The sequence below is a fragment of the Streptomyces endocoffeicus genome (genome assembly GCF_016741935.1).
Lineage (GTDB): Bacteria > Actinomycetota > Actinomycetes > Streptomycetales > Streptomycetaceae > Streptomyces > Streptomyces endocoffeicus.
Map to the genome: position 1 here is coordinate 216259 of NZ_JAERRG010000006.1, position 26533 is coordinate 242791.

The 26533-nt window shown below is 71.1% G+C and carries 22 protein-coding genes and 1 pseudogene; 12 read left to right on the forward strand and 11 right to left on the reverse strand.

The genetic code is table 11. The annotated features are described in order from the left end of the window. The first annotated feature begins 3 nt into the window (after window positions 1-3). Both JK364_RS17570 and JK364_RS17575 read left to right on the forward strand, forming a co-directional pair. Complete coding sequence (locus tag JK364_RS17570; protein ID WP_201852037.1) at window positions 4-348, forward strand: hypothetical protein; 345 nt, start codon at window positions 4-6, stop codon at window positions 346-348. Next, window positions 345-1943, forward strand: a complete 1599-nt coding sequence (locus tag JK364_RS17575) for a sodium/solute symporter (protein WP_201852038.1) — start codon at window positions 345-347, stop codon at window positions 1941-1943. Before JK364_RS17570 ends, JK364_RS17575 begins: the two co-directional genes overlap by 4 nt. A 12-nt stretch (window positions 1944-1955) precedes the next feature. Here JK364_RS17575 and JK364_RS17580 read toward each other — a convergent pair whose 3' ends face one another. Continuing rightward, window positions 1956-2537, reverse strand: coding sequence for a CGNR zinc finger domain-containing protein (locus JK364_RS17580; protein WP_307841312.1), 582 nt, complete (start codon window positions 2535-2537; stop codon window positions 1956-1958). Window positions 2538-2593: 56 nt separating this feature from the next. Here JK364_RS17580 and JK364_RS17585 point away from each other — a divergent pair, with 56 nt between their 5' ends. From JK364_RS17585 to ulaA, 3 genes are read left to right on the forward strand one after another with little or no spacing between them, the layout of a single operon-like run. Next, window positions 2594-3805 (forward strand): MFS transporter, encoded by a 1212-nt coding sequence (locus JK364_RS17585; RefSeq protein WP_230992099.1) that lies wholly within the window; start codon window positions 2594-2596, stop codon window positions 3803-3805. Window positions 3806-3833: 28 nt separating this feature from the next. Then, window positions 3834-4634: a PTS sugar transporter subunit IIAB gene (locus tag JK364_RS17590; protein WP_201852039.1), complete on the forward strand. Its 801-nt coding sequence runs from the start codon at window positions 3834-3836 to the stop codon at window positions 4632-4634. Window positions 4635-4657: 23 nt separating this feature from the next. Then, window positions 4658-6214 carry a PTS ascorbate transporter subunit IIC gene (gene ulaA / locus JK364_RS17595; RefSeq protein WP_201852040.1) on the forward strand — a complete coding sequence of 519 codons (1557 nt, stop codon included), beginning with the start codon at window positions 4658-4660 and terminating at the stop codon, window positions 6212-6214. Window positions 6215-6265: 51 nt separating this feature from the next. Here the strand turns inward: ulaA and JK364_RS17600 are convergent, their stop codons facing one another. Continuing rightward, the gene (locus JK364_RS17600; RefSeq protein ID WP_201852041.1) at window positions 6266-8515 is read right to left on the reverse strand and encodes an ATP-binding cassette domain-containing protein; all 2250 of its coding nucleotides are present in this window, start codon (window positions 8513-8515) and stop codon (window positions 6266-6268) included. Between the two features lie 135 nt (window positions 8516-8650). Between JK364_RS17600 and JK364_RS17605 the strand changes: the two genes are divergently transcribed. Then, the gene (locus JK364_RS17605) at window positions 8651-9385 is read left to right on the forward strand and encodes a MerR family transcriptional regulator (protein WP_201852042.1); all 735 of its coding nucleotides are present in this window, start codon (window positions 8651-8653) and stop codon (window positions 9383-9385) included. A gap of 57 nt (window positions 9386-9442) precedes the next feature. Then, complete coding sequence (locus JK364_RS17610) at window positions 9443-9925, forward strand: VOC family protein (RefSeq protein ID WP_201852043.1); 483 nt, start codon at window positions 9443-9445, stop codon at window positions 9923-9925. Window positions 9926-10310: 385 nt separating this feature from the next. Here the strand turns inward: JK364_RS17610 and JK364_RS17615 are convergent, their stop codons facing one another. Continuing rightward, window positions 10311-11261 carry a serine/threonine dehydratase gene (locus JK364_RS17615; RefSeq protein WP_201852044.1) on the reverse strand — a complete coding sequence of 317 codons (951 nt, stop codon included), beginning with the start codon at window positions 11259-11261 and terminating at the stop codon, window positions 10311-10313. Window positions 11262-11296: 35 nt separating this feature from the next. Here JK364_RS17615 and JK364_RS17620 point away from each other — a divergent pair, with 35 nt between their 5' ends. Beyond that, complete coding sequence (locus JK364_RS17620) at window positions 11297-11947, forward strand: TetR/AcrR family transcriptional regulator (protein ID WP_201852045.1); 651 nt, start codon at window positions 11297-11299, stop codon at window positions 11945-11947. 58 nt (window positions 11948-12005) lie between these two features. On the opposite strand, the gene htpG is transcribed toward JK364_RS17620, so the two are convergent. The 7 genes and pseudogenes from htpG to JK364_RS17655 all read right to left on the reverse strand — a co-directional run bounded on the left by htpG (window position 12006) and on the right by JK364_RS17655 (window position 19003). Beyond that, window positions 12006-13964 (reverse strand): molecular chaperone HtpG, encoded by a 1959-nt coding sequence (gene htpG / locus JK364_RS17625; protein WP_201852046.1) that lies wholly within the window; start codon window positions 13962-13964, stop codon window positions 12006-12008. A 158-nt stretch (window positions 13965-14122) separates the two neighbouring features. Continuing rightward, complete coding sequence (locus JK364_RS17630) at window positions 14123-14278, reverse strand: hypothetical protein (protein WP_201852047.1); 156 nt, start codon at window positions 14276-14278, stop codon at window positions 14123-14125. 161 nt (window positions 14279-14439) lie between these two features. Next, window positions 14440-14886 (reverse strand): nitroreductase family deazaflavin-dependent oxidoreductase, encoded by a 447-nt coding sequence (locus tag JK364_RS17635; protein WP_201852048.1) that lies wholly within the window; start codon window positions 14884-14886, stop codon window positions 14440-14442. 531 nt (window positions 14887-15417) lie between these two features. After that, entirely contained in the window at window positions 15418-16095 is a 678-nt protein-coding gene (locus JK364_RS17640; protein ID WP_201852049.1) for an SCO2207 family protein, read from the reverse strand. Between the two features lie 189 nt (window positions 16096-16284). Beyond that, window positions 16285-16992, reverse strand: coding sequence for a dienelactone hydrolase family protein (locus tag JK364_RS17645; protein ID WP_201852050.1), 708 nt, complete (start codon window positions 16990-16992; stop codon window positions 16285-16287). 135 nt (window positions 16993-17127) lie between these two features. Continuing rightward, a pseudogene (locus tag JK364_RS17650) lies at window positions 17128-17349 on the reverse strand (aldo/keto reductase); the annotation flags it as partial. A gap of 115 nt (window positions 17350-17464) precedes the next feature. Beyond that, on the reverse strand, window positions 17465-19003 hold the full coding sequence (locus JK364_RS17655; RefSeq protein ID WP_201852051.1) for a Rieske 2Fe-2S domain-containing protein: 1539 nt from the start codon (window positions 19001-19003) through the stop codon (window positions 17465-17467). Window positions 19004-19250: 247 nt separating this feature from the next. Between JK364_RS17655 and JK364_RS17660 the strand changes: the two genes are divergently transcribed. The 4 genes from JK364_RS17660 to JK364_RS17675 all read left to right on the forward strand — a co-directional run bounded on the left by JK364_RS17660 (window position 19251) and on the right by JK364_RS17675 (window position 23252). Further along, complete coding sequence (locus tag JK364_RS17660) at window positions 19251-19907, forward strand: histidine phosphatase family protein (RefSeq protein WP_201852052.1); 657 nt, start codon at window positions 19251-19253, stop codon at window positions 19905-19907. Between the two features lie 90 nt (window positions 19908-19997). After that, window positions 19998-21485: an FG-GAP repeat domain-containing protein gene (locus JK364_RS17665; RefSeq protein WP_230992101.1), complete on the forward strand. Its 1488-nt coding sequence runs from the start codon at window positions 19998-20000 to the stop codon at window positions 21483-21485. A 78-nt stretch (window positions 21486-21563) separates the two neighbouring features. Continuing rightward, window positions 21564-21797: a hypothetical protein gene (locus JK364_RS17670; protein ID WP_201852054.1), complete on the forward strand. Its 234-nt coding sequence runs from the start codon at window positions 21564-21566 to the stop codon at window positions 21795-21797. Window positions 21798-21935: 138 nt separating this feature from the next. Continuing rightward, entirely contained in the window at window positions 21936-23252 is a 1317-nt protein-coding gene (locus JK364_RS17675) for a S1 family peptidase (protein WP_307841323.1), read from the forward strand. Window positions 23253-23302: 50 nt separating this feature from the next. On the opposite strand, the gene JK364_RS17680 is transcribed toward JK364_RS17675, so the two are convergent. Further along, the gene (locus JK364_RS17680; RefSeq protein ID WP_201852055.1) at window positions 23303-26419 is read right to left on the reverse strand and encodes a glycoside hydrolase family 2 TIM barrel-domain containing protein; all 3117 of its coding nucleotides are present in this window, start codon (window positions 26417-26419) and stop codon (window positions 23303-23305) included. Between the last annotated feature and the right edge of the window lie 114 nt (window positions 26420-26533).

Consider the following 26533-nt stretch of genomic DNA (forward strand, 5'->3'; position numbering starts at 1 on the left):
GACATGTCCGACCGCGACCACCCCTGGGGTCCGTTCCCGTCCGTCCCGTCCCGCACCGCGTCCCGCACCGCCACGTTCCCACCCCGCCCCGCGGCGCCGCCTCCGCCGGACCGGCGCTCACCGTGGCAGCGGCCGTGGCCCTGGTCGGCGCGGGCGGCCTGCACCGCGCTCACCTGTCATGTGGCCGCCGTGGTGGTCAACTGCGCCGCCGAAGGCGTCGTCAACCTCGGCGCGGGCGGCGGGTTCACCGTGGGCGCCATGCTGATCGGCCTGGACACGGCGGTGCTGCTCACCGTCCTGGCCCGGGCCCACCGCCGGGCCGGCGCCACGGGGGAGGGGGAGCGGTGAGCTTCCTGGACCCCAGAACGCTCGCGTTCGTGCTCTTCGCGGGCTTCATGGCCGTCTCGTTCCTGCTGTGCATCCTCGCGGCCACCGGCAACGACGACCCCACCGAGTTCTACCTGGGCACCGGCGCGCTCAGCCCGATGCAGAACGGCCTGGCCATCGCGGGCGACTACATCTCCGCCGCCACCGTGCTCAGCACCACCGGCACCATCGCCCTGGCCGGATTCGACGGGGTGCTCATCGCCACCTCCACCGTGCTCTCCATCCTGATGTTCATGCTGGTCCTCTCCGGACCGCTGTGCGGACGGGGGCGGTTCACCCTCGGCGACGTCCTCTCCGAGCGGCTGAGCGAGCGCCCGGCCCGCATCGGCACCGCCGTCGTGGTGCTGGTGGTCGTCATGCCGCTGCTGCTGGTCCAGCTCAACGGCGCGGGCGCCATGCTGGCCCTGCTGCTCGGCATCCCCGGAAGCGGCGCGGTCACCGGCTGCACCATCTTCATCGGTTCGCTCATGGTCTGCTACGCCGCCCTCGGCGGGATGAAGGGCACCGGATTCGTCCAGATCCTCAAGACGGTGCTGCTGCTCGCCGCGTTCGTGCTGCTCGCCTGTCTGGTGCTGAAGCGCTTCTCCTGGAACCCGGCCACCCTCTTCGACGCCGCGGCCGACGCCAGTGGCTACGGCGACGGCTTCTGGCAGTCCGGCCGCCAGTACGGGGACTCCCTCAGCGGCCGACTGGACGTCATCAGCGTCCAGCTCACCCTCGCCCTCGGCGCGGCCTGCATGCCCCATCTCACCATGCGACTCCACCCGATCCGCGGCATACGGGCCGCCCGCGCCGCCACCACCTGGGCGGTGGGCGCGGTCACCACCATCCTCGGGTTGATCGTGATCGTGGGCGCCGGTGCCACCGCCGTCGTCGGCGCCCGCGCGCTGCGCGCCTCCGACCCCACCGGCAGCGACTCGTTGCTGCTGCTGACCCTCGCCCTGGACCCGGCGGCGCAGGAGGCCGACCAGAGTCTGCTCTTCTCCGTGGTGGCCTGCGCGGTCGTCGCCACCACCCTCGCGGCGGTCGCCGGACTCACCCTCGCCGCCGCGGCCTCCCTCGCCCATGACGTCCTGGCCAAGGTCGTCTTCAAGGGCCGTCTTTCGGCGAACCGGGAGCTGGCCGCCGCCCGTACGGCCATCGTGGTCGTCGGCGTCGCGGCCGTCGTCCTCGCCATCGTCACCCAGCACTGGAACCGGCAGGTCCTGATCTCCTTCACCTTCGCGGCCGCCGCTTCGGCCCTGCTGCCCGTCGTGCTCTACGGCACCCTGTGGCGCGGCTTCACGGTGAACGGACTGCGCTGGGCGCTGTACGGGGGGCTTCTGCTCACCGCCGTGGCCATGGCCTTCTCCCCGGCGATCTCCGGCAACCCGCTCGCGGTCTTCCCGGAGCGCGACTTCCACTGGTTCCCGCTCCGCAATCCGGGCCTGTTCACCATTCCCGCCGGCTTTCTGCTCGGCTGGCTCGGCTCCCGGTTCGGCGGCCGCGGACGGCGGGCCCGGCATGTCCAGGACCCGGCGCGGGGGGACACGTCCTACGCGATGCACCCCGGATGACGCGTGGAACCCTTACGGAGTCCGGGATCCGGCCTTCGCCTTGGCGCGCCGGTGGGCGGCCACCCGCTCACGGGTCGCGCACCGGCGTGAGCAGTAGCGGCGCTCCGGTCCGCTGCCCACGGTGAGGAAGACATCGCCGCAGCCGGGGGAGGAGCACAGACCGCCGGGCGGGCGCTGGCCCTCCCAGAGCAGCACGGTCAGCGCCATGCACGAGGAGGCGAGCAACCACTCGCCCCAGGGCGCCTCGTCATCGCTGTCCAGGTGCGGATGCCAGGGCGAGCGGCCGTCGTGCGAACTGAGCCGGAGCGGGCCCGTGCCCTCCCGCAGCAGCCGGTTGAGCACCCCGGCGGCCTCGTCGACCCGACCGGCGGCGAACACCTCGCGCAGCCGCAGCGCGGCGGTGCGCATCCCCGCGACATCGTCGGCGGTGAGCTCGAGCGGGCCGGACTCACCGTGGGCGAGCAGGAGTCCGGTGATCGCGGCGGGATCCGGGCTCGGCCCCGCGGTCAGGGCGTTGACGAGGGCGGCGGTGCGCCGGGCGGTGGCCCGCACCGAATGCCGGGTCGACCAGTCGTCGTTCGAAGGCGATGACACGACGCCAATGTAACGCACCTGGCGGAGTTTTGCGTTAGCTCCGTAACGTGCTGTGCATGCCGGGGCGTTACGCGATGGGGTGCTATCTGGGAGGGGCGGCCGCCGCCCGCGCGGGGGACGAGATGTCCGGTCCCGCGCTGCTGCTGGCCGGGCCGGTGCTCACCGGTTCGCCCTCCTCGGGCCCGGCGCTGCTGGCGGGGATCATGGCCGCGGCGGCGGTCGGCGGACCCCTCTTCGGGGTGCTGCTCGACCGCTCGACCCGGCCGGCCCGGCCGCTGGCCGCGGCGCTCGCCCTCTACGCGACGGGGCTGGCCGCGGTCCTTCTGGGCCTGGGACGGGTGCCGTTCGCCCTCACGGTCCTCCTCGCGGTGGGTGCGGGGCTGCTGGGACCGGCCCTGTCCGGCGGATGGACCTCCCAACTGCCCCGGGTGGTGGCGCCGCCGGACCTGCCCCGCGCCACCGCGCTCGACGCGCTGACGTTCAGCCTCGCCGCGCTGGTGGGGCCCGCACTCGCCGGGGCCGTCGCGGGGGTGGCCGGGGCGCCGGCCGCCGTGGTGGTGTCCATCGCGCTGATCGGCCTCGCGCTGCCCGCCGTCCGGGCGCTCCCCGCGCCCGCGCGACCCGCCCCGTCGGCCCCACCGCCGGGCACGTCGGTCGTCGCCGATCTCACCGCCGGGCTGCGCGTCATCGTCCGCAACCGGCCCCTGGCCCGAGCCACCGTCACCTCCGTGGTCTCCTGCGTAGGCCAGGGCGCGCTGCTCACCTGCTGGCCGCCGCTCGGCGCGGCCGTGCTCGGCGGCGCCGACCGTGGCGCCCTGCTGCTGTCCGCCACCGCCGCATCGGCCATCGTGGCCAACGCGGCCCTCTCCCGCCGCGCCCGACCGCCGCACCCGGACGCCGTGCTCCTCGGCGGAGCCCTGTTGCTCATCCTCGCGCCGCTGCTCGCGGCCACCGGCCACCCGGCCGCGCTGATCGCCGCCGTGCTGCTCACCGGCGCCGCGGAGGGGCCCCAGCTCACGGCCCTGTTCGCGATCCGCCACCGGGAGGCGCCCGAGCGGCTGCGCGGCCAGGTCTTCACCACCGGCGCCAGCCTGAAGATCACCGGCTTCGCCCTGGGCGCGGCCCTCGCCGGTCCGCTCGCCACCTGGTCGCTGCCCGGCGCCCTGGTGGCCGCCGGGGGGTGCGAGGCGCTCGCGGTTCTCGTGTTCGTATGCTTGCCGGACACTGCGGAGGCCATCGCTCCGCTTCCGCCCCCCGGGGCTGTGTGACAGAGCCATGTCAGCCATGATGACCTGCATGGAAGATCTGAAAGACCTGCTCCCCGTCGAGGCCGTCCGGCTCGACGTACGGGCGGCCGACTGGCGTGCGGCGATAGGTGCCGCCGGCCGTCTGATGGTGGAAACGGGAGCCACCACCGACGAGTACACCCGCGAGATGGTCGCCAACGTCGAGGAGAACGGGCCGTACATCGTCATCGCGCCGGGCGTGGCCTTCGCCCACTCCCGGCCGTCCCCGGCGGTGCTGTCCACCGGGATGTCCTGGGTCCGGCTCGCCGGGCCCGTGGAATTCGGGCATGAGTCCAACGACCCCGTCACCCTCGTCGTCGCCCTGGCCGCCCAGGACTCCGCGGCGCACACCTCCGCGATGGCGAGCCTGGCACGCCTCCTGGGCGACCCCGGCACGGCGGCCGCCCTCGCTGCCGCGCCCACCCCGGAGGCGCTGCACGCCGTACTGGCCGGGGAGCGCACGGAGGACGGCTCCGGGCCGGAGCCGTCCGAGCCGTCCGCCGCCCCCGAGCCCCGGGCGGGTTCGCTGCACAAGATCCTCACCGTCTGCGGCAACGGCGTCGGCACCAGCCTGTTCCTCAAGAACACCCTGGAGCAGGTGCTGGACCGCTGGGGCTGGTCGAGGTTCGTCACCGTGGAGGCCACCGACACCATCTCCGCGAAGGGCAAGGCGTCCGAGGCCGTGGCCCTGCTGACCTCCCGTGAGATCGCCAGGACCCTGGGCGATGTGGGACGGCCGGTGAAGGTCGTCCAGGACTTCACCAGCACCGCCGAGGTGGACGCGGTGCTCCGGGACACGTACGACGTCTGAACGACGGGGACTGAGGAAGCACCATGGGCTGGTTTGTCACCCTTGCCACGTTTCTCGTCAATGAGATTCTGAGCGAGCCCGCGTATCTGATCGGCATCATCACCGCCGTCGGACTCATCGCGATGAAGAAGAGCACCGGGCAGATCATCGGCGGCGCCATCAAGGCGACCCTCGGCTTTCTGCTGATCGGCGCGGGAGCGGGGCTGGTCACCGACTCCCTCGCCCCGCTGGGCACCATGATCCAGGGCGTCACCGGCGCCCACGGCGTCATCCCCACCAACGAGGCCATCGTCGGCATCGCCCAGGACCAGTTCGGCTCACGGGTCGCCTGGCTGATGATCCTGGGCTTCGTGGTCAGCCTGCTGCTGGCCCGGTTCACCCCGCTCCGCTATGTCTTTCTGACCGGGCACCACATGCTCTTCATGGCCACGCTGCTGACCGTGGTCCTGGCCAACGGCGGCCGCTCGACCATCGCCGTGGTGGCCGTCGGCGGTGTGCTGCTGGGCATCATGCTGGTCGCGATGCCGGCCTTCGCCCACCCCTGGACCAAGCGCGTCACCGGCAGCGACACCGTGGCCATCGGCCACTTCGGCACGGCCGGGTACATCGTGGCGGGCGCGGCCGGAAAGGTGGTCGGCAAGCGCAGCCGCTCCACCGAGGAGATGAAGCTCCCCGAGGGGCTGCGCTTCCTGCGCGACTCGATGGTGGCCACCGCCCTGTCGATGCTGCTGATCTACCTGGTCATGGCGGTCCTCCTGCTCGTCAAGGAGGGGCAGAAGGCCGCCTTCAAGGCGTTCGCCACGGGCACCGGCGGCGCCGTGGCCACCGGCACCGGCAACTACCTGATGCAGTCCGTGATGCAGGGGCTCCAGTTCGGCATCGCCGTCGCGGTGATCCTCTTCGGCGTCCGTACGATCCTCGGCGAACTCGTCCCCGCCTTCCAGGGGATCGCGCGGAAGGTCGTCCCCGGCGCGCTGCCCGCGCTGGACGCGCCCATCGTCTTCCCGTACGCGCAGAACGCGGTGCTGATCGGCTTCATCTCCAGCTTCACCGGCGGGCTGATCGGCCTGGCCCTGCTCACCTGGATCTTCAACCCGGCCTTCGGCCTCGCCCTGGTGCTGCCCGGTCTGGTGCCGCACTTCTTCACCGGCGGCGCGGCCGGGGTCTACGGCAACGCGACCGGCGGCCGGCGCGGCGCGGTGGTGGGGGCGTTCCTCAACGGGCTGCTCATCACCTTCCTCCCCGCCCTGCTGCTCAAGGTGCTCGGCGCGTTCGGCGACCAGAACACCACCTTCGGCGACGCCGACTTCGGCTGGTTCGGCGCGCTCATCGGCAACGCGGGCAAGGCCGGTGGCGCCGCCGGGCTCGTGGTCATCGTGCTGCTCGGCCTCGCGGTCCTCGGGGCCGCGATCCTGGTGCAGAAGCGGGTGGTCGACACCGGCTGGGACCCGGGCGCGGCGCGCGACGCCCTGATGCCGCGGGAGAGCGTGGTGGTGCCCGCCGAGGCGGGCGCCACCACGGCCGCCTACGCCAAGATCCCGCCGCCCGCGGGCGCTCCCGCACCCCCGCCCGCGCCCTGACGCGCCGTGCCGCCCCGGTGGTCCCGCCGACGGGACTACCAGGGCGGGTGCTCACGTCCGCTTGACGTAGTCGCGCAGGTGGACGGCGGTGAGGGAGCCGCCGGTGTCCACGAGGTCGGCGGGGGTCCCGGTGAACACCACCTGACCGCCGTCGTGGCCCGCCCCCGGACCCATGTCGACGATCCAGTCCGCATGGGCCATCACGGCCTGGTGGTGCTCGATGACGACGACCGTGTTGCCCGCGTCGACAAGCCGGTCGAGCAGGGCGAGCAACTGGTCCACATCGGCGAGGTGCAGTCCGGTGGTCGGCTCGTCCAGAACGTACGTCGAGCCGCTCCGCGCCATGTGGATGGCCAGCTTCAGCCGCTGGCGCTCACCCCCGGAGAGCGTGGTGAGCGGCTGGCCCAGCGCCAGATAGCCCAGTCCCACCGCGGCCAGCCGGTCCAGGACCACCCGGGCCTGACCGGTGGTGAAGAACTCCAGCGCCTCGGCCACCGACATGCCCAGGACATCGCTGATGTTCCGCCCGCGCAGCCGGTACGTCAGCACCTCGGGCCGGAACCGCTTCCCCTCGCAGTCCTCGCACACCGAGGCCACCTCGGCCATCATGGCGAGGTCGGTGTAGATCAGCCCGATGCCCTTGCACCGCGGGCAGGCGCCCTCCGAATTGGCGCTGAACAGCCCCGGTTTGACGCGGTTGGCCTTGGCGAACGCCGTCCGGATCGGATCGAGGAGCCCGGTATAGGTGGCCGGGTTGCTGCGGCGGGAGCCACGGATCGCCGACTGGTCCGCGACGATCACCTCCTCCCGCCCGGACAGCGACCCATGGATCAGGGAGCTCTTGCCCGATCCGGCGACACCGGTGACGACGGTGAGCACACCGAGCGGGATGTCCACGCTCACATCCCGCAGATTGTGCAACCGGGCGCCCCGGACCGGCAGTTGCCCGGTCGCCTGCCGCACCTTCTCCCGCAGCCGCACCCGGTGGTCCAGATAGCGCCCGGTCAGGGTGTCGGAGGCGGCCAGGCCCGCCAGGTCGCCCTGGTAGCAGACGCGTCCGCCCGCCACCCCGGCGCCGGGCCCCAGGTCCACCACATGGTCGGCGATCCGGATGGTCTCCGGTTTGTGCTCCACGACCAGCACCGTGTTGCCCTTGTCCCGCAGCTGGAGCAGCAGCCGGTTCATGCGCTCGATGTCATGTGGGTGCAGGCCCACCGTGGGCTCGTCGAAGACATAGGTGACATCGGTCAGGCTGGAGCCCAGATGCCGGACCATCCGCACCCGCTGGGCCTCGCCGCCGGACAGGGTGCCGGACTCCCGGTCCAGGCTCAGATACCCCAGGCCGATCTCGACCAGGGAGTCGAGGAGCGCGCGCAGGCTCTCCAGCACCGGCCCGACGGAATCGTCCCGGATGGAGCGTACGAACTCCGCCAGATCGCTGATCTGCAGGGCCGAGCAGTCCGCGATGGAGCGGCCGTCGATCCGGCAGGACCGGACGGCCTCGCACAGCCGGGCGCCCTCACACCCGGGGCACTCGGCCAGGGTCATGGCCCGGTCGGCGAACGCGCGCATGCGCGACTGCATCGTCTCCCGGTCCTTCGCCAGGTACTGCCGGCGAACCTTGGTCACCAGCCCCTCGTAGGTGAGGTTGTTCTTCCCCACCTTGATCTTGGTGGCCGGTTTGTGGAGGAAGTCCTCCCACTGGGCCGGGGTGTAGTCCCGGAGCCTGGTATCGGGGTCGAAAAGGCCGGAGGCCGCCATAACCTGCCAGTGCCAGCTGTCCACCTCGAATCCGGGGACGGTGATCGCCCCCTCCTTCAACGACTTCTCCCTGTCGATGAGTTGGCCGATGTCGATGTCGGTGACCCGGCCGAGCCCCTCGCACCGCGGACACATGCCCTCGGCGGTGTTGAAGCTGAAGGCGAGGGGAGGGCCGACGTACGGGCCGCCGATCCGGCTGAACAGGATCCGCAGCAGGGTGTGGGCATCGGTGGCGGTGCCCACGGTGGAACGGGAGTTGGCGCCCATCGGCTCCTGGTCCACGATGATCGCCGCACTCAGATTCCGCAGCGAGTCGACGTCCGGACGGCCGAGCGTCGGCATGAAGTTCTGGACGAACGCCGTATAGGTCTCATTGATCAGCCGCCTCGACTCCGCGGCGATGGTGTCGAAGACGAGCGAGGACTTACCGGATCCGGAGACACCGGTGAAGACCGTGAGCCGCTGCTTGGGAATGTTCACACTCACGCCCTGGAGATTGTTCTCCCTGGCTCCACGGACCTTGATTTCGCTGACATCCATGCCTTCAAGTGTTTCATTGAAGTGCCCGTTGAGACTTTTTCCGGCTTTCTGCCCAACCCCCGCCGGACACACCTCGATGGAGTCGACGCTAACCTTCAACTCGCCCGTGAACCCTCGAGTCGAAGGTGACGAACCGTGAGCCGTACGGACGCCGCGCTGCGCCCCGTCGATCTGGCCCGTATGGCGGGTGTCTCCACCCAGCAGATCCGCAACTACGTCGACGCCGGCATCCTGCCCCCGGCCACCCGCACCCCCGCCGGATACCGCAGACTCGACGACCGGCACCGCAGAGCCCTGGTGACCTACCGGGCCCTGATGCCGGGATACGGCACGGAGACCGCCCGCGCGGTCATGCGGGCCGTCCACGACGGGGACGTCGCCCTGGCACTCACCCTGGTCAACGCCGGACATGCGGCGCTCCATGACCAGCGGCTCTCCCTCGAGGCGGCGGGGAAGGCGCTCGAAGCGGTCGCCGAGCAGACCCCGGACGCGTCGGCGCCGTCACGCTCCGGACCGCTGCGCATCGGCGAGGTGGCCGCCCGTCTGGGGTTGCGCACCTCGGCCCTGCGGGTGTGGGAGTCCGCCGGTCTGCTGCGCCCGCGGCGCGAGAGGAGCACCGGCTACCGCGTCTACGGGCCGTCCGACGTCCGGGACGCCCGGATGATCGACCTGCTGCGCCAGGTCCGCTATCCGCTGCCCCAGATCCGGCCCGTCCTCGAGGGGCTGCGCCGCACGGGCGGCAGCGAGGCCCTGCGCACGGTCATCGCCCGACGTCAGGAGGGGCTCGCCCAGCGCGCCACGGCGATGCTCGAGGGCTCCTGCCGGCTGCATCACTACCTCACGGAAAACGGGTCGGCCGAGGACCGATGAGTTCCCGGCGGGGGCGCGGTCTGAAGGGGTAAATGCTCCCCAGCGCAGGAGGTACCGATGGCCAGCGACGGATTCACCACGTGCCTGTGGTTCGACGGCCAGGCCGAAGAGGCGGCGCAGCACTACATCTCGATCTTCAAGAACTCCAGGCTCGGACGGATCACCCACTACACCGGGGTCGAGCCCGGTGGCCCGGCGGGGAGCGTGCTGACCGTCGAGTTCGAGGCCAACGGACAGAAGTTCGTGGGGCTCAACGGCGGGCCGCAGTTCACCTTCAGCGAGGCCATCTCCTTCCAGGTCCACTGCGCGGACCAGGACGAGGTGGACTACTACTGGGGCAAGCTCTCCGAGGGCGGTGAGGAGGGCCCCTGCGGCTGGGTGAAGGACAAGTTCGGGGTGTCCTGGCAGATCGTCCCCACCGCCCTGCTCGGCATGATCGCCGACTCGGACCCGCAGAAGGCCAAGCGGGCCACCGAGGCGATGATGAAGATGGGCAAGCTCGACATCGCCGCGCTGCGGGCGGCGTACGACGGCGCGTAGTCGATGACGGCGGGCGGCCGGGCGGCGCCCGTACGGCATCCGGTCAGGCCGCCGTACGGGCGCCGCCCGGCCGCCGTACCGCTACGGGGTGTCCGCCGCGTGGCAGGGGCTTTGCCCCTGGACCCCGGGGTCTGGGGCGGAGCCCCCACGCGGCGGAGCCGCATATCGTCAGGTGTCGGGAAGGGGCGGGGAGGGGAACAGCCCGCCGCAGGCGTCACGATCCGTCGGACACCGCCTCACCGGCCTCGCTGAAGTCCGGTGCGGTCGGGTGTGCCCCGAAGGGGCGCGGGGCTGTGTCGATATGCGGCTCCGCCGCGTGGGCGCGACCAGCCACGACGCGGCCGCGGATGAACGACCACACCTCGCACCACTTCCCGCGGAGCGCTCAGCGGCCGTGGGCGAGGTCCGCGGGGTCGGTGTTGGCGCCGCAGAGGAGCACCGCGACCTTCTCCCCGGGCCGCGGCCGGTACGCGCCGGAGGCCAGGGCGGACAGCGCCGTGGCCGCCGCGTGCTCGACCGCGATCCTGCGGTCGTCCCACAGCGCCTGGCGCGCGGAGACGATCGCCTCGTCGGACACCAGGACGGACCGCACCCCGTCCTTACGGGCCCACTCCAGCGCGGCCGAGGACACATGGCGCGCCCCCAGCGAGTCCGCCGCCACCGAGTCCACCGGGACGTCGACCACCGCACCGGCCTCCAGCGCGGCGTTCAGGGCCCGGCAGCCGTACGGCTCCACGGCGACGACACCCACCCCGTGCTCCAGGGCGGACACCGCGACCCCGGTGAACAGTCCGCCGCCCCCGACCGCCACCACCACGGTGTCCAGGTCGGGCCGGGCCTGGAGGATCTCCTCCAGCACGGTGCCCGCCCCGGCGGCGATCAGCGGATGGTCGTACGCGTGCGACAGCAGGGCGCCGGTCTCGGCGGCGTGCTTCTGGGCGGCGTCCCGCGCGTCGGCGTACTCGGTGCCGATCCGATGGACCTCGGCGCCGAGCCGGCGCAGCCGGTCCACCTTCACCGCGGGCGCGGTCTCGGGCACGAACACGGTGGCGGGCACGGAGTGCCGCGCGGCCGCCCAGGCGCACGCGAGCCCGGCGTTTCCACCCGAGGCGACGACGGCACCCGCGTCCGGCAGGGTGCCCGCGTCCCGGTGGGCCCTGATGAAGTTGAACGCGCCCCGCGCCTTGAAGGTGCCCGTGTACTGCAGGAACTCCAGGGCCAGCCATCCCTCGGCCGCACCCCATGCCCCCTGCTCCACCGGCGCGAGCGCCACGGGCCGGATATGTCCCGCGACCCGCTGGGCCGCGGCTTGTACGTCCTCAATGGAAACAGTCACTGAAACACTGTAACAACCACTGGTACGCTCGGCCTGTGCGAAACAACCGGGACCGAGCCGACCAGCCCACCCTGGAGGCCATCGCCGAGGCCGCTCTGACCGTCGTCGACGACGAGGGGCCCGAGGCGCTGAGCTTCCGCAGGGTGGCGCAGCTGCTGGGGGTCTCCCATGCCACCGTCTTCCGCCGCTGCGGCGACTTCGACGGTCTGGTGAACGCGTGCGCGGACCGGCTGGCCGCGCGGATGCCGCTGGTGGGGCGGGACCAGGACTGGGCCACCGCCACCGAGGCCCGCTTCGCCGCGTTCTACGAGGTGCTGATCGAGCACCCCGGTCTGGTGGCGCTGCGGTCGGGCCGCGCCTGGTGGGGGCCGCATCTGCTGAGCCGCCTCGTGGAGCCGCAGCTGGCGCACAACATCGCCGCCGGAATGTCCCCCGAGGCCGCGATCCGCGTCTACCGGCGGCTGTATCTGCTCACCCTCGGCGCCGTCGCCTTCGTCGACCACCGCGACGCCAAGCGGGTGCGCACGGCCGCGCGTACCGCGCTCGCCGCGCTGGAGCCCGAGGACTTCCCGGCCCTCACCGGAAACCTGGACGTCGTCGTGGACGCGTTGACCGACCACGAGGTCTTCCACGGCGCGCTGCGGCAGCTGATCGACGCCTCCGCGGCGGCCTGCCTCGGACGGTGACCGACATGAAGCGGGGCGGGCCCCGAGTGGACCCGCCCCGCCGCACGCCGAGGCGTGGCTACAGCGTCTGCTGCACCCGCTCCGCCACCAGCTTGATGAAGCGCGACGGATCGCTCAGCTCACCGCCCTCGGCGAGCAGCGCCATGCTGTAGAGCAGCTCGGCCGTCTCCCCGAGACCGTTGTCGTCACCGCTGTCGTCCTTGCGCTCGGCGTGGGCCGTGCGCAACCCGCTGACCAGCGGATGGGTGGGGTTCAGTTCCAGGATGCGCTTGATCTGGGGCAGGCTCTGGCCCATGGAGCGGTAGATGTTCTCCAGGGCCGGGGTGACATCGAAGGTGTCCCCGACGATGCAGGCCGGGGAGGTGGTCAGCCGCGAGGACAGCCGCACCTCCTTGACCTGCTCGCTCAGCGTCGACGTCATCCAGGAGAGCAGCTCGGCGAAGTCCTTCTGCCGCTGCTCCCGCTCGGCCTCCGCCTCCTCGTCCTTCTCGTCCTGGGAGTCGAGGTCGACCTGCCCCTTGGCGATGGAACGGAGCTGCTTGCCGTCGAACTCCGGCACGGCGTCGACCCACAGCTCGTCGATGGGGTCGGTGAGGAGGAGCACCTCGAAGCCCTTGTCCCGGAACGCCTCCATATGGGGGGAGCTCTCCACGATCGACCGGGACTCGCCGGTCATGTAGTAGATGTGCTCCTGCCCGTCCTTCATGCGCTCGGCATAACCGCGCAGCGTGGTCGGCTGCTCGGCGTCATGGGTCGAGGCGAACGAACACACCTCGAGGATCGCCTCGCGGTTCTCCAGATCGCTGAGGAGACCTTCCTTGAGAACGCGGCCGAATTCCTTCCAGAAGGTCGCGTAGCGCTCCGCGTCGGAGGACATGATGTCCTTCACCGTCGAGAGCACCTTCTTCACCAGACGGCGCCGCATCAGCTGAATCTGGCGGTCCTGCTGAAGGGTTTCCCGCGAGACGTTCAGCGAGAGGTCCGCGGCGTCCACCACGCCCTTGATGAAGCGGAGGTATTCCGGCATCAGCGCTTCGCAGTCGTCCATGATGAAGACGCGCTTCACATAGAGCTGCACACCCCGCTTGCGGTCCTGCATATACAGGTCCTGCGGTGCCCGGGCCGGAATGAACAGCAGCGACTGGTATTCGAAGGTGCCCTCCGCCTGCATGCGGATGGTCTCGAGCGGATCGGCCCAGTCATGGCTGATGTGCTTGTAGAACTCGTGGTATTCCTCGTCGGTGACCTCGCCCTTGGGACGGGCCCACAGCGCCTTCATCGAGTTGACGGTCTCGAGCTCGGGCGCCTTCTCGTCGCCCTCCTCCGCCTGCTCCGTCTCGTCCGCCGTGGCCGGGGCCTGGGCGGGGGCCATCCTGATCGGCCAGGTGATGAAGTCCGAGTGCTGCTTGACGATCTCCCGGATCTTCCAGGGCGAGGCGTAGTCGTAGAGGTGGTCCTCGGTGTCCTCCGTCTTGAGCTTCAGTGTCACGGAGGTGCCCTGGGGGGCGTCGTCGAGCGGCTCGATCGTGTAGGTGCCCTCGCCGCTGGAGATCCAGCGGGTGCCCTGGCTCTCCCCGGCGTGACGGGTCTCCATGGTCACCTCGTCGGCCACCATGAAGCTTGAGTAGAAGCCCACTCCGAACTGCCCGATGAGATCCGCGGAAGCGGCCGCGTCCTTCGACTCCCGCAGCTCCTTGAGGAATTTCGCGGTGCCGGAGTTCGCGATCGTGCCGATGAGCTCCACGACCCCCTCATGCGACATGCCGATGCCATTGTCGCGGACGGTCAGCGTGCGCGACTCCTGGTCGATCTCGATGGCGATATGGAGATCAGAGGTGTCCGCCTGGAGGTTTTCATCGCGGAGCGATTCGAGGCGCAGTCTGTCCAACGCGTCGGAAGCGTTGGAGATGAGCTCGCGCAGAAAGACGTCCTTGTTCGAGTAGATCGAATGGATCATCAACTGCAGAAGCTGTCGTGCCTCGACCTGAAACTCGAAAGTCTCTACCCCTGTAGTCAACTGTTTCCCCTCGTGAGATAAGTGTCGACGCCTTCAAGCACAGTGCGTCATCGGCAGCTTATCGAAGGTGAGGGGTGTCGAGCGGCCTTCCGGGCAGATGACGGACGGCCGCTCACGGAGCCGGATGCGGTGGCCCCGGTCGACGGGGCCGGAGCGCGTCAGCCGCCGCCGCGCACCTTGCTCCAGTCCAGGGCCTCGGCGGCCTCGCGCTGGATTTCCTCGGCCGCCTCCCGGGCCTCCGCGGGGACGTCGCCGTGCTCCGCCACGAGGCTGTCGTAGATCGGCGCGAAGTCTGATTTGTCTGTCACGGTCATGTGGCGCACTTCCTTGGGTACGGATTCCGGGTCGGTTCCCGGCTACCCGATCTATCAAACAGGCATGCTTTGGCGTCGATCACAGGGGGGCTTCCGGCGATCCACGGGCTCCCGGCGATCCACAGGTGCCCGGCGCGCCGGAACGCGCCGGGACCCGCGGGTCAGTGCGCGGTGGCCGCCGCCTCCAGCACGAAGACCGGGATCTGGCGGTCGGTCTTCGTCTGGTAGTCGGCGTAGTCCGGGTACGCCTCGACGGCGCGCTCCCACCACCGGGCCTTCTCCTCGCCGGTGACCTCGCGCGCGGTCATGTCCTGCCGCAGCGGGCCGTCCCGCAACTCGACCCGCGGGTCGGCCACGATGTTGTAGTACCAGACCGGATGCTTGGGGGAGCCGCCCAGCGAGGCGACGACGGCATACGCGCCGTTGTGTTCCACCCGCATCAGCGGGGTCTTGCGGATCTTCCCGCTCTTCGCGCCCAGCGTCGTCAGGACGACCACGGGCATGCCCCGCATGGTCGTGCCCTCGGTGCCACCGGAGCTCTCGATCAGCTCGACCTGATCGCGTACGAACTTCTCCGGGCTCGGCTCGTACTCACCCTGCAACGGCATGATGTCCGTCCCCTTGTCTCGTGTGCGAAGACTCGCCTTGCGTCTCCCCGTGCCGATGGTCAACACGGGGAGTGCGCGAGATCATCCCGGCGGCTCCGGCCGTCGGGGCGGCGACGCGAGGGGATCGGTCGCGGGCTGGGGGTCGGTCCGTCACGCCGCCAAGCGGCGCGGGGAGGGGGTGGGGGCGGAGGCGGAGGTAGGGGTTTCCTGGTCACCGTTCCGCTCCGCCGCGCGCTTCGACTCGTCGGAGCGACGTCCCTGAGGGGGGAAGGTCAGATCCGGTACGTCAACGACCGGCGGCAGATCGGGAGTGAGCATTGACTGCTCATTTCTGTTCATGGCCAGCGGGTACCCAGGTGTGCCGGACTCACCCTGCGATACCGGTCACAGTCGGACATGGCGGTCAGATCGGCGGTTCGCGCCCGTGCGGGACGGACCGCCGAACGGCCGGTGTGCACCCCCGCGGCACACCGGCCGCCGCACACCGGCCGCCGCACACCGGCCGCCGCACGGCGGCCGGTGTGCGGCGGTTCAGCCCACGCGCTCGATGCGCGCGTTACGGATCAGGAACTTGCCCGGCTCACGGACCTGCTCGAAGGCGGCGTTGTTGAGCAGGGCGCAGCTGCCCGACGTCGAGGTGACGGAGACGGTTGTCGACTTGTCGTTGTCGAGATTGGTCACCTTGAGCTTCGTGCCGACCGGGAACTCATTGCTGGAGGCGGCCGGGGTCCCGCCCTCGCCGGACAGGGTGACCGTCGAACCCGCGCAGACGACCTCGCCCGAGGCGCCGGCGTCACCGGCGCCGGAGTCCGAGGCCCCCGCCGGGGCGGAAGCAGAAGCGGAGGCGCCGCCCTCGGCCGGAGCGGCTGCCTCGTCCTGGCCCGCGGCCCCCTCCGCCTGACCCGCGGCATCATCGACGGCGCAGCCCGAAGCCTGCTGCTTCCGCTTGATCTCCTCGATGACGGCCTGCCGGTTGGCTATCCGCGCCTGTGACTGGGCATCCGGATTGGCCTGCTGATCGGCGATGAACTTCTCATTGTTGGCCAGCGCCTGCTCCAGCCCGGTGCAGGCCGTCGAGGACTGCGCCGAGCCCTCGGTGCTGGCGTTGCTGGTGGCGGCCAGCACCCCGGCGCCGGTGCCCGCCAGTGCCAGCGAACCGATCAGCAGGCCAAGCTTCTTCTTGCCGCTGAGTGTCCTTTTGCGTGTCATGTCGACTCCCTTTCAAGCTGTCCGCCATGCCATACGGGCGGATGCGGGAGTCGTCTCAGGGCCGGACAGAAATTTTTCGGGGAAATGTGGTTGAGAATTGAACGGTGGCGGCTTCTCCGGGCTCGACCTTAAAAGGGCCTTAAGGCTTCATGAAGCCTTAAGGCCCTTTCCGGGGGTGGGCCGATTTCGTCAGTCCAGCCGCTGGTGCAGGAAGCCCAGCGTGCTCTGCCAGGCGGCCGCCGCGGATTCCGCGTGATAGGACGGGCGCTCGTCATTGAAGAAGGCGTGACCCGCGGGGTAGAGCCGGAAATCCGGCTCCACGCCGGACTCCTCCCGCATGACCCGGCGCAGCCGCTCCAGACCGTCCAGCGGAATGGTGTTGTCGTTCTCCCCGAAATGGCCCAGGATGTCGGCCCGCAGCCCCGAGAAGTCCGGCAGCTCGCCCTGGATGACGCCGTAGAAGGGCACCGCCGCGCTGACCCGGGAATCGGCGGCGGCCAGATACAGCACGAAGCCGCCGCCCATGCAGAAGCCGACCGCCCCCACGGTGTCGGAGGTGACCTCGGGCCGGCCGAGGAGATGGTCCACCGCCCCGGAGAGCAGCTCGACCCCGCGCCCCACCGGCAGTTCCTGCATCATCCGGTACGCCTCGTCGGCGCTGTGGGCGACGCTGCCCCCGTACAGATCGGGCGCCAGCGCGACGAAGCCCTCGCGGGCCAGCCGGTCGGTGACATCGGCGATGTGATGGTCCAGGCCCCACCACTCCTGAATGACGATCAGCCCGGGGCCCTGCCCGGACGGCGGCAGCGCGAGGTAGCCGTGCGCGGTGGCTCCAGCGCTGGGGAAGGTGACGTTCTGGCGTGCGGGGGAGCCGGTCGGCTTCGGGGCCTCGGGCATGGGGGATCGCTCCTGTCGTACCGATCGTCGCTGGCCCCACCCATCGTAGGGACGGCCCGCGCCACCAGGGCGCGGCGCGCGCTGCCGCCGCGGGCGCTCCTAGAGGATTCCGCTCGTGGCGCGGCGGTGGGTGGAGCGCCGGTCGTCGAGCGACTCGCCGAGGATGGCTTCCGAACTGCCGCCGGTGTAGTTGTTGGCGGTGTCGATGAAGTTGCCGCCCGCGTCCGCGTAGAGGTCCAGCAGCCGCCGGCTGGTCTCCTTGGCGGCTCCCCAGCCCCAGTCCTCGCCGAAGGTCATGGCACCCAGGCTCAGCTCGCTCACCCGGAGGCCGGTCCTGCCGAACAGTGTGCAGCGCACGGTGGTCCCCTTGCGTCGGTCGTGTGATGACGTGCGCCGACGCTAGGAGTTGAAGAGGGCTCCAGGGCAACTCGCCGGGTGTGGCGGCGACCGCCGCCACACCCGGCGAGGCGGGTCACGAAACGGCCGAGGCGCGGATGTCGTGTCCGTCCGCGGTCAGACAGCGACCCGTGCTCAGGTCGTAGCGCCAGCCGTGCAGGGTGCAGGTGAGCACCTCGCCCTCGATCTGCCCGAACCGGCCGAGGTCGGCGCGCAGATGGGGGCAGCGCCGCTGCACCTGCCAGCCGTCCAGCACGATGTCCTGGCCGTCGTCCTGGCAGGAGTCGTAGTAGTTCTCCACGTACTCGATGCGCTCCATCGACAGGCATTTGAGGAACACATACAGGAATTCGTTGTAGGGCCCGATCCGGCTGGCGGTGAACCGCATCGACAGCAGCAGGCTGTTGGACCAGTCCACCTCGCGCCGCTCGATGTTGGTGGCCACCAGATCGGCCGAGGTGGACAGCGTGTAGCGGCAGCGCTCACCGCTCCAGAGACGGACCTCCCGCGCCGGGAAGTCGATCACGATCGGCACTTCGCCCACATCCAGCCGCGCCGGGCCGCCGACGCCCGCGCAGATCCGGTCCGCCCTGGTCAGCAGCGGTTCCCACCACTGCTTCAGCTCGGTCAGCAGCCGCTCGCGCGGCAGTGCGGTGGACCGTGAGGCGCGCTCGGCGGCGAGCGCGGGCCGTTGGCGGCGGGCGAACTCCCGCAAGTACGCGGGCTTCTCGCCGAAGATGTGCTCGATCTCCGTCTCGGTGTAGCGGTGGGTGAGCTTGCACGCGGTGTCCTCCGGCTCCGCCACCGTCCCGGGCAGCAGCAGATGCGCCGCCACCCGCGGGCGCGCCCGGCCCAGCTGGCGCAGGAACTCCAGCTGGTCCACGAAGATGCTCTCCCCGTCCTGGCCGGTGCCGTTGTGCTCGAAGAGCTCGTCGTCGAGGAAGCACGGCGGGCCCGCGTTGGGGAACACATGCTTGGCTTCCACCGCGTCGATGTAGCGCAGCGCCCGGTCGAACTGCCCCTGCCGCTTGCGCGCGGCGAACTCCTTCTTGGCGGAGAGCGGCAGCTGGTACACCATCGGGTACCAGATCGCCCCGGAGAACTGGACGAAGTACGCGTCCACCTCGCCGAAGTCCCGGATCGCCGCGATGTCCAGCGGATGGGCGTCGTTCTGGTTGAGCAGCACGGTCCGGCCGTCGTCCAGCGAGAGCGCGGAGTCTCCGATGGGGCCGTCCCCGGGGCCGGTCAGCGCGGTGATCATGATGCGCAGACCGTCGCGCTCGACCGGTGTACCGGAGGGGGCGCGGAGGAAGTCGGTGAAACCCAGCGCCCTCAGTTCGCGTTCCAGCTCGTCGGTGGCGAAGGCCGGAAGCAGCACGGTGATGTCCTTGCGCACGTTCCGGCGCAGATTCTCCGCGTCGAAGTGGTCGCGGTGCAGATGGGAGACATACAGATAGTCCGCCGTGCGCCCGTAGTGTGCCCAGTCCAGATCGGTGTTGTCCGGGAACGGGAACCAGGAGCCGAAGAAGGCGGGGTTGACCCATGGATCACAGAGCACCGACCCCGCCGCGGTCTCGATGAACAGCCCAGCATGCCCAAGTCCGGTCACGCGCATACCACAGCACCCCAACCCGGTCGGTGATGTCCGATATATCCACCGTGTCGGTGTTCCTGGCCGTGTGCATCCGCGGCTGCGCTTGCCGGGTGGCGCGATCCGCCACCCGGGTCACACCAGAGTGATCAGAGCCGTTCGGTCATGGCGTCTCCGTCATGAGACGGTGGGCGCGACGGTCGTCCGCTGCTCCGGAGCGGATCCCGGAAGGCGCCCTCCCGTGGGCGAAGGGTGCGGATGAGAGGGCTGGATGGTGCGGATCACGTTGGTCGCGCCCGCTGTCAACGCGGCGCTGCGGCAGGTGCGGTTCGACGACGCCCCGCCGGACGCGGCCGGGTGGCGCCGGGCCGCGGCGGCGGCCACGGTGTTGCCCCACCACGACATGGCGTTCACCGCGCCCTCCGAGCGCTGCCGCGGTACCGCCGCGGCCCTGGGGCTCGACGCCGCCGTGACGCCGGAGCTGGGCGATCTCGATGTGGGCCGCTGGCGGGGCCGGTCGCTGGACGAGGTGGGGCAGGAGGCGCCGGAGGAGGTCGCCGGGTGGCTGTCCGACCCGGCCGCGGCGCCGCACGGCGGCGAAACGCTGCTGGAGCTGGTGGAGCGGATCGGGGCCTGGCTGGACGCGCGCCGGGATAATCCGGCACCGGCGGCACCGGCCGCACCTGCCCGGGAGACGCGCGGGGAGGGTTCGCCCCCGGACGCACCGCCCGCCCCCGCCCGTGAGGCGCGGCTGCTCGCCGTCGTGGAACCGGCCGTGGTCCGGGCCGCCCTCGTGCACGCCCTCGGCCTGCCCGCGCCCACCTTCTGGCGGCTGGACGTCGCCCCGCTGACCGCGACGGAGCTCAGTGGCCGCGCGGGCCGGTGGAATCTGCGCTGCGGACACCCGCTGGCGGGGAGCGCGCCGTAACAAGAGGAGCGCGCCGTAACGAGGGGAGCGCGCCGTAACGAAATGATCTCTCCGATGGCGTGTCACCACAGGATGCGCTGTCGTGTCCTGATGGCATCCCCCACCACCAGGCTCCGCCCCGCCACCGTCACCCTCTGCGCCGCCGCGCTGGTGCTGCTCACCGCGTGCGGCGGTGGCGGTGGCGGTGGAGACGATGAGACCAAGGGTGGCGACGGGACCGGGAAGAGCACGGCCGCACCCGTCGTCACCCCCACCGCGACCGCTCCCGTCCCCCGAGGCAAGGGCAGCGCACTGGCGGACGACCTCAATGGCGACGGCCGCCCCGAGCTCGGAATCCCGATCGCCTCCGACGACGACGAGCTCGGCGGCCTGCGCCGTATCGCCTATGTGTACGGCTCGGCGAAGGGCCCCGACCCCGCCGTGCGCACCGTGCTCGGCCGAGACGACCTCGGCCTGCCCACCGGCGCCGGGTGGAAGGGCACCGCGGGCGAGATGGACTCCGCGACCACCGCCGACCTCGACGGCGACGGCTACGCCGAGGTGATCGCCACCGCCACCAAGGAGCGCGACCCGGCCAGTAGCGAGCGCGTGCACATCACCACCCAGACGCTGCCCTACATCGCCTGGGGCGGCCCCGACGGGCCACGCCGGGGAACCCCCGCCACCCCGGTGCGGCTGGCCGACGCCGACGATGGCCTCGAGGGCTCGCGGCCCCTGGCGACGGGCGACTTCAACGGGGACGGACACCACGATCTGGCCGCCGTGCGCCAGAGCGGCAAGGACTTCCATGTGCTGTACGGCCCGTTCGGCCGCGACGGCGAAGCCGCCCGTACCGAGACGTACGCCAACCCCCTCGGCTCCAGCGGCCAGATCGCGGAGCTGTACGCCGACACCATCGACGGCGACCGCCCCACCGATCTGGTGGTGCACGAGCAGGGCGACGACGACCAGACGAAGTCCGCGCTGCTCACGGCGGGTCCGGACGGCCTCGCAGGCACCGGCCGCACCCTCCGCAAGGGCAACGCGATCGCCTTCGGCGACTTCGACGGCGACGGGAAGCGGGATGTGGCGGTCGCCGACACCGGCAGCCGCAATGACGAACCGGGCTATGAGACCGAACCCGCGGACGTCGGCCAGTCGGTGAGCGTGTACACCAAACGCACGGCCGGTACGACCCCCGAGCCGATCAGGATCCCCGCCCTGGGCGGCGATGTGCTCGCCGCGGCCGACACCGACGGGGACGGCACCGACGAACTGGCCGTCTCGCTGCGCACCGGCGGCACCGAACTGCTGACGATCCGCCCGGACGCCCCCGGAGAGATCGCCCACCGCCGCACCCTCGACCGCACCGTCCCGTCCCGCGTGGACGGCCGCGAGGTGCCCAAGAAGCGGCGCGCCGTCAAGCTCTACGGCGCCGGGGACTTCGACCACGACGGCAAGGACGAGGTCGTGCTGGCCTGGGGGCCGGACCCGCTCTTCGCGCTCTACGGGGAGAAGCCGCAACGGTTCTGGGTGACCGACGGCACCGACGACAGGGTGGTGTTCACCAGCGCGCCCTACGGCAAGGGCGCCTCTTGAGGCCCGGTGCTCCACCGCACGCGTGTCCGTGCGCACGGCCCCCCGCCCAGCCCGGCCGACGCCCTACTGTGGGAGTGGATGCTCACCGAGCTCCAGCGGGAGCGTGAGCACCGCCGTCGCATGGACTGGGTCCACACGGGGCTGCAGGCGTTCGGCTCGCTGCTGGGCGCGGGCACGGTCGTGGCGTACATCTGGGTGGCCACGTACTTCCTCGCGCACGACGCCGCCACCCAGGGCGCGGCCATCCTCGGCGGCGGCACGGCCGCCCTGGTCGGGGGGTTCCTCGGCAAGCGCTACGGCGACCGGCGCTGATCCCGGGAGCCGCGGGCCGCCCCACCGGGATCCGTGGCTCCGTCCGGGGAGTGAGCAGGACGTCGCTTCCTTACGTATGAGGGGGTGGGCCTTCGCCGTCCGAGGCCCCCGGCTGGATCGACGTAAGGAGACAGGGTGGTGAAGCACATGCGGCGCGGCGTGCGCCGGGTCGTGCGGTTCGCGGCTGTCGGGGCACTGGTCTGTGGCGGGGTGATGGTCTCTCAGGCCGGGCCGGGCGGATCGGCCCACGGCACGACCGGAAGCGGCGGTCCGAGAGCCCTGAGCACGGACCGGACGGACGATGTGGGCGGACGGCTGGTGTCCGCGCTCGGCGCCTCCCGTACGGCGGGCAACTGGATCGGGGCCGACGGCCGCCCGGTGGTCGCGGTGACGGACGACACGGCGGCGGACGAGGTCAGCCGGGCCGGGGCCACCGCCAAACGGGTGCGCTACAGCATGGCCGACCTGGACTCCGCGACCGAGAAGCTGCGCTCGGCGCCCCGGGTGGCGGGCACCGCCTGGATGGTGGACCCCAAGTCCAACCAGGTGGTGCTGGTCGGCGACAGCACCGTCTCCACCGCCCGCTGGTCGAAGATGAAGGGCCTCGCCGCGGAGGTGGGCGGCGAGGTGCGCGCGCGGCGGACGGAGGGCTCCTTCACCACCAGAGCCGCCGGTGCCTCGCCCATGTTCACCAACGGCAGCCGCTGCTCGGCCGGTTTCAACGTCACCAACGGTCAGACCGGTTTCATCCTGACGGCGGGACACTGCGGCCCCAACGGCACCCCCTGGTTCACCGACGGCACCGGCTCCACCCGCCTCGGCACCACCGTCCAGAGCAGCTTCCCCGGCAATGACTTCTCGCTGATCCGCTACGACAACGCCGCGCTCGACCAGAACAGCGTGGTCAACGTCGGTGGCGGCCAGACGGTGCGGGTCACCGGTGTGGCCGATCCGGTCGTGGGCCAGGAGGTGTTCCGCAGCGGCAGCACCACCGGCCTGCGCTCGGGCAAGGTGACCGGGCTCAACGCGACGGTCAACTACCCCGAGGGCACGGTCACCGGGCTCGTCCAGACCACCGTGTGCGCCGAGCCCGGCGACAGCGGGGGGCCGCTCTTCGCCCAGGGCGTGGCGCTCGGCGTCACCTCCGGCGGCAGCGGCGACTGCGACCGGGGCGGGGTGACCTTCTTCCAGCCCGTGACCAAGGCGCTGACCGCGCTCGGGGTGTCCATCCCGGGCGCCAAGGCCCAGAGCCCCAACCCGTCCATCGCCTCCGGCACATCCGGGAGTTCAGGGGTCGACGACGGCGTCTCGACGCTCGACGACGTCGTGGCGTACGCCCAGGGCTTCGGGCCCGGTCTGGTGGTCATCGTGGTGGGGTTCGTGGGACTGCTGTCCACGCTGACCATCCGGCCCCGGCGACGCCGCTACCGCGGCTACTCCACCGGCTGGGGATGAGCCGTCGAGGTGGCCTCCCGGGGCGGTCGGTGGCTCGCTCGCCCGCCCCCTCAGCCGTCACCGGCCTCGAGGGCGACGATGCGCTGGGCGCCGTCCGCCGCGCCCGGATGACGGCTGGTGAGGTCCAGCCGCAGCCGTGAGGTGCGCACCGGGTCGAAGGTGATGACGGTCGGGGTGTCGGAGGCGGTGGCCCAGGTGATGGACGCCCCGCGCACCGGGACGTACACGTGGCCGTTCCACGCGGACACCTCGATCGAGGCGGGCAGGGTGTGCGTGGCGTCCACGGTGAAGGACACCTCGATTCGGCGCAGCCGCCGCCTCCCGCTCCAGGTCACCGAGACCCAGTCGGCCTTCCGGGCGCCGTCGAAGGCGGGGAGCAGTGCCGTGGCGGGCTTGCGGAAGGCGTTGGACCAGCCGGTGGCCGGATCGCCTTCCAGCATGGCCGAGGGCAGGGTCGTCGGCGCGCCCGAATAGCTCGCGTCGGCCAGTGGGTGCTGAGGAGCGCCGGGGCCGGGGTCGGGTGCGAACGGGGTGGGGCGGGTGACCGGCTCCGAGGTCCCGCCGGTGGCGCGGACGGTGGCGGTGGCGGTGCGCAACCCCGCCGAGCGGGCGGTGATGGTCAGCGGCCCGGCCTCGGTGCCGGCGCGGACGATGGCCAGGGCCTTGCCGTGGAAGGCGGTACGGGTGCTCGCCTGGTAGCGCTCGGCGCTCTCCTGACGGCCGTTGTCGACCCCGGCCAGGGAGCCTCCGGTGACCTTGAAGGCGATCAGATGATCGGCGTCCGGCACCACCACACCGTCGCTGTCGACGACTTCGGCGGTCACGAAGCACAGCGAGCGGCCGTCGGCCTCGACGGTCTTCCGGTCGGGAGTGAGCCGTACGGTGTGCGGGCGCCCCGCCGTGCGCAGCACATCGGTGGCCACCACCCGGCCACCGCGCCGGGCCACCGCCTTCAACTCGCCCGGTGCGAACGGCACCTTCCAGGTGAGGTGGAGCTTTCCGGCGCTGCCGCCCGGGCTGGTGTAGCTGCCGGGGTAGGGGCCGGAGGTGACGGTCTTGTCGTCGCCGGTCGGCTCGGTGGTCTCCAGATAGGCGCGGCCGTCGGTGGTCTTCTTGGTGTCGAACTCGCGGACGCCCAGCGATCGGCCGCCCAGGAACAGCTCCACCGCGGCGACGTTGGAGTACGCCCACACCTCCACGGTCTCGCCCGGCCGGTGCCCGGTCCAGTCCATGGGGACCAGATGGACCATCGGTTCGCTCGTCCACTGGCTCTTGAAGAGGTGGTACATGTCCTTGGGGAAGCCCGCGGTGTCCACCGCGCCGAAGAACGACGCCTTCACCGGGAACACGTCGTACGGCGTGGGCTCGCCGATGTAGTCGATGCCCGACCACAGGAACTGCCCGGCGAAGAACCTCCGGTCCCGGTCCTTCTTCAGCCCGTACTCGCCGCTCATCGTCCAGGAAGCGAGGTTGTTGTCGTAGCTGGAGGTCTGGCGCCTGCCGGGGGTGTGGTTCTCGCCCGTGTTGAGGTGTTCGGGCTCCTGGTAGGCGCCGCGGGTGGAGGTTTCCGAGGAGGACTCGGACTCGAAGAGGAACAACTGCGGATAGCGGGCGTGCAGGGCGTCCACCGAGGCGGCGGTGTTGTAGTTGAGGCCCAGCCCGTCCAGCTTGGCCAGCATCAGATCGGCGGGGGAGCCCTCGGCGGGCAGCCCGCGGTACTTGTCCGAGCCGATCACCACGGGCCTGGTGTCATCGGCCGCGCGCACGGCGTCGATGAGCCGCTGGGCCATCCCCAGGCCCGGGGCGCTGGTGGAGTCGGGGATCTCATTGCCGATGGACCACATGACGACGGCGGGGGAGTTGCGGGCGGCGCGCACCATCTCGGTGATGTCCGCATCGCAGTGCTCGTCGAAGAAGCGCCCGTAGTCATACGTGTTCTTGCCGGTGCGCCAGCAGTCGAACGCCTCCACCAGCATCACGATGCCGAGCCGCTCGCAGACCTCGATCAGCTCCGGCGCGGGCGGATTGTGCGAGGTGCGCAGGGCGTTGACACCCATGCCCTTCATGATGGTCAGCTGGCGCAGCACGGCGTCGGTGTCGACGGCGGCGCCGAGCGCGCCCAGGTCATGGTGGAGATCGACGCCCTGGAGCTTGGCGTATTGGCCGTTCAGCGAGAATCCGCGCTCGGGGTCGAAGATGGCATGGCGGAGCCCGAAGGGGGTGCGGTACCGGTCGGTGGTGTCCTCACCCACCCGCAGTTCGGTCTCCAGGACATAGCGCCGCGGGGTGTCGAACGACCACAGCCGCGGCCGGTCGATCCTGAGCTCCTGGGTGGCGGTACGGGTGTCACCCGCCCCGACGGTGAGGGTGGAGCGTGCCTGGACCACCATGTGCCCGTCGGGGTCCTTGACCGTGGAGATCACGGTCACCGGCTGCCGGCCGTCCGACTCGTTGACCACGAGGGTCCGCGCCCGCACCGTGGCATGCCCGGCGCGCAGGGCGGTGGCCAGGCCGGGGGTGGTGAGGTACGTGCCCCACCGGGCCACATGGACCGGGTCGGTGACCACGAGCCGGGCGTGGCGGTAGATGCCGCTGCCCGAGTACCAGCGGCTGCTGGGGAGCCGGTTGCGCACCTTGACGGCGAGGACGTTGGGCGTGGCGCCGTCGGTGTGGGCCAGCTCGGTGAGGTCGAGGGCGAAGCCGGTGTATCCGTAGGGGTGTTCGCCGATGAGCCGTCCGTTGCAGTACACGGACGAGTCCATGTACACGCCGTCGAATTCGACGGAGATCCGCTTGCCCTCGAGGGCGCGCGGCAGGGTGAAGGTGGTGCGGTACCAGCCGAGGCCGCCGGGCAGGAAGCCGGTGCCGCCGCTGGTGCCGTGGTCGGTGGTGGGGGTGAGCTCGATGCTCCAGTCGTGCGGAACCGCGACCTCGCGCCAGGCCGAGTCGTCGTACGCCGGGTCATGAGCGTCCTCGTACGCGCCGGTCGGGTCGGTGATGCCGCCGGGGTTGACGAGGGCGAACCGCCAGCCGTCCGTGAGCGGGACGGTCCGGCCTCCCATGGCGCGGGACGCGGTGGCGGACTGGGCGGGAACGGCCGTGACAAGTGCCCCGGCCATCGGGGCGGCGGTGCCTGCGATCAGTAACGATCTGCGAGTGACCGCCATCGCGATCCCCTTCTCTTCGATTGTGTGGTGTGCAAGGGCTTGTGCGGCACGTGAGGGTCGTCGACCGACCACAACAGCCCTTTGCGCAACAGATTCTGACAGTTTCAAACAGGG

Excerpts from the sequence above, each read along its gene's own strand:
- JK364_RS17570 (WP_201852037.1), top strand. The coding sequence starts at position 4 with ATGTCCGACCGCGACCACCCCTGGGGTCCGTTCCCGTCCGTCCCGTCC.
- JK364_RS17585 (WP_230992099.1), top strand. The coding sequence starts at position 2,594 with ATGCCGGGGCGTTACGCGATGGGGTGCTATCTGGGAGGGGCGGCCGCC.
- JK364_RS17590 (WP_201852039.1), top strand. The coding sequence starts at position 3,834 with ATGGAAGATCTGAAAGACCTGCTCCCCGTCGAGGCCGTCCGGCTCGAC.
- ulaA (WP_201852040.1), top strand. The coding sequence starts at position 4,658 with ATGGGCTGGTTTGTCACCCTTGCCACGTTTCTCGTCAATGAGATTCTG.
- JK364_RS17600 (WP_201852041.1), bottom strand. The coding sequence starts at position 8,515 with ATGGATGTCAGCGAAATCAAGGTCCGTGGAGCCAGGGAGAACAATCTC.
- JK364_RS17610 (WP_201852043.1), top strand. The coding sequence starts at position 9,443 with ATGGCCAGCGACGGATTCACCACGTGCCTGTGGTTCGACGGCCAGGCC.
- JK364_RS17630 (WP_201852047.1), bottom strand. The coding sequence starts at position 14,278 with ATGACCGTGACAGACAAATCAGACTTCGCGCCGATCTACGACAGCCTC.
- JK364_RS17635 (WP_201852048.1), bottom strand. The coding sequence starts at position 14,886 with ATGCCGTTGCAGGGTGAGTACGAGCCGAGCCCGGAGAAGTTCGTACGC.
- JK364_RS17640 (WP_201852049.1), bottom strand. The coding sequence starts at position 16,095 with ATGACACGCAAAAGGACACTCAGCGGCAAGAAGAAGCTTGGCCTGCTG.
- JK364_RS17645 (WP_201852050.1), bottom strand. The coding sequence starts at position 16,992 with ATGCCCGAGGCCCCGAAGCCGACCGGCTCCCCCGCACGCCAGAACGTC.
- JK364_RS17655 (WP_201852051.1), bottom strand. The coding sequence starts at position 19,003 with ATGCGCGTGACCGGACTTGGGCATGCTGGGCTGTTCATCGAGACCGCG.
- JK364_RS17660 (WP_201852052.1), top strand. The coding sequence starts at position 19,251 with ATGGTGCGGATCACGTTGGTCGCGCCCGCTGTCAACGCGGCGCTGCGG.
- JK364_RS17665 (WP_230992101.1), top strand. The coding sequence starts at position 19,998 with ATGGCATCCCCCACCACCAGGCTCCGCCCCGCCACCGTCACCCTCTGC.
- JK364_RS17670 (WP_201852054.1), top strand. The coding sequence starts at position 21,564 with ATGCTCACCGAGCTCCAGCGGGAGCGTGAGCACCGCCGTCGCATGGAC.
- JK364_RS17680 (WP_201852055.1), bottom strand. The coding sequence starts at position 26,419 with ATGGCGGTCACTCGCAGATCGTTACTGATCGCAGGCACCGCCGCCCCG.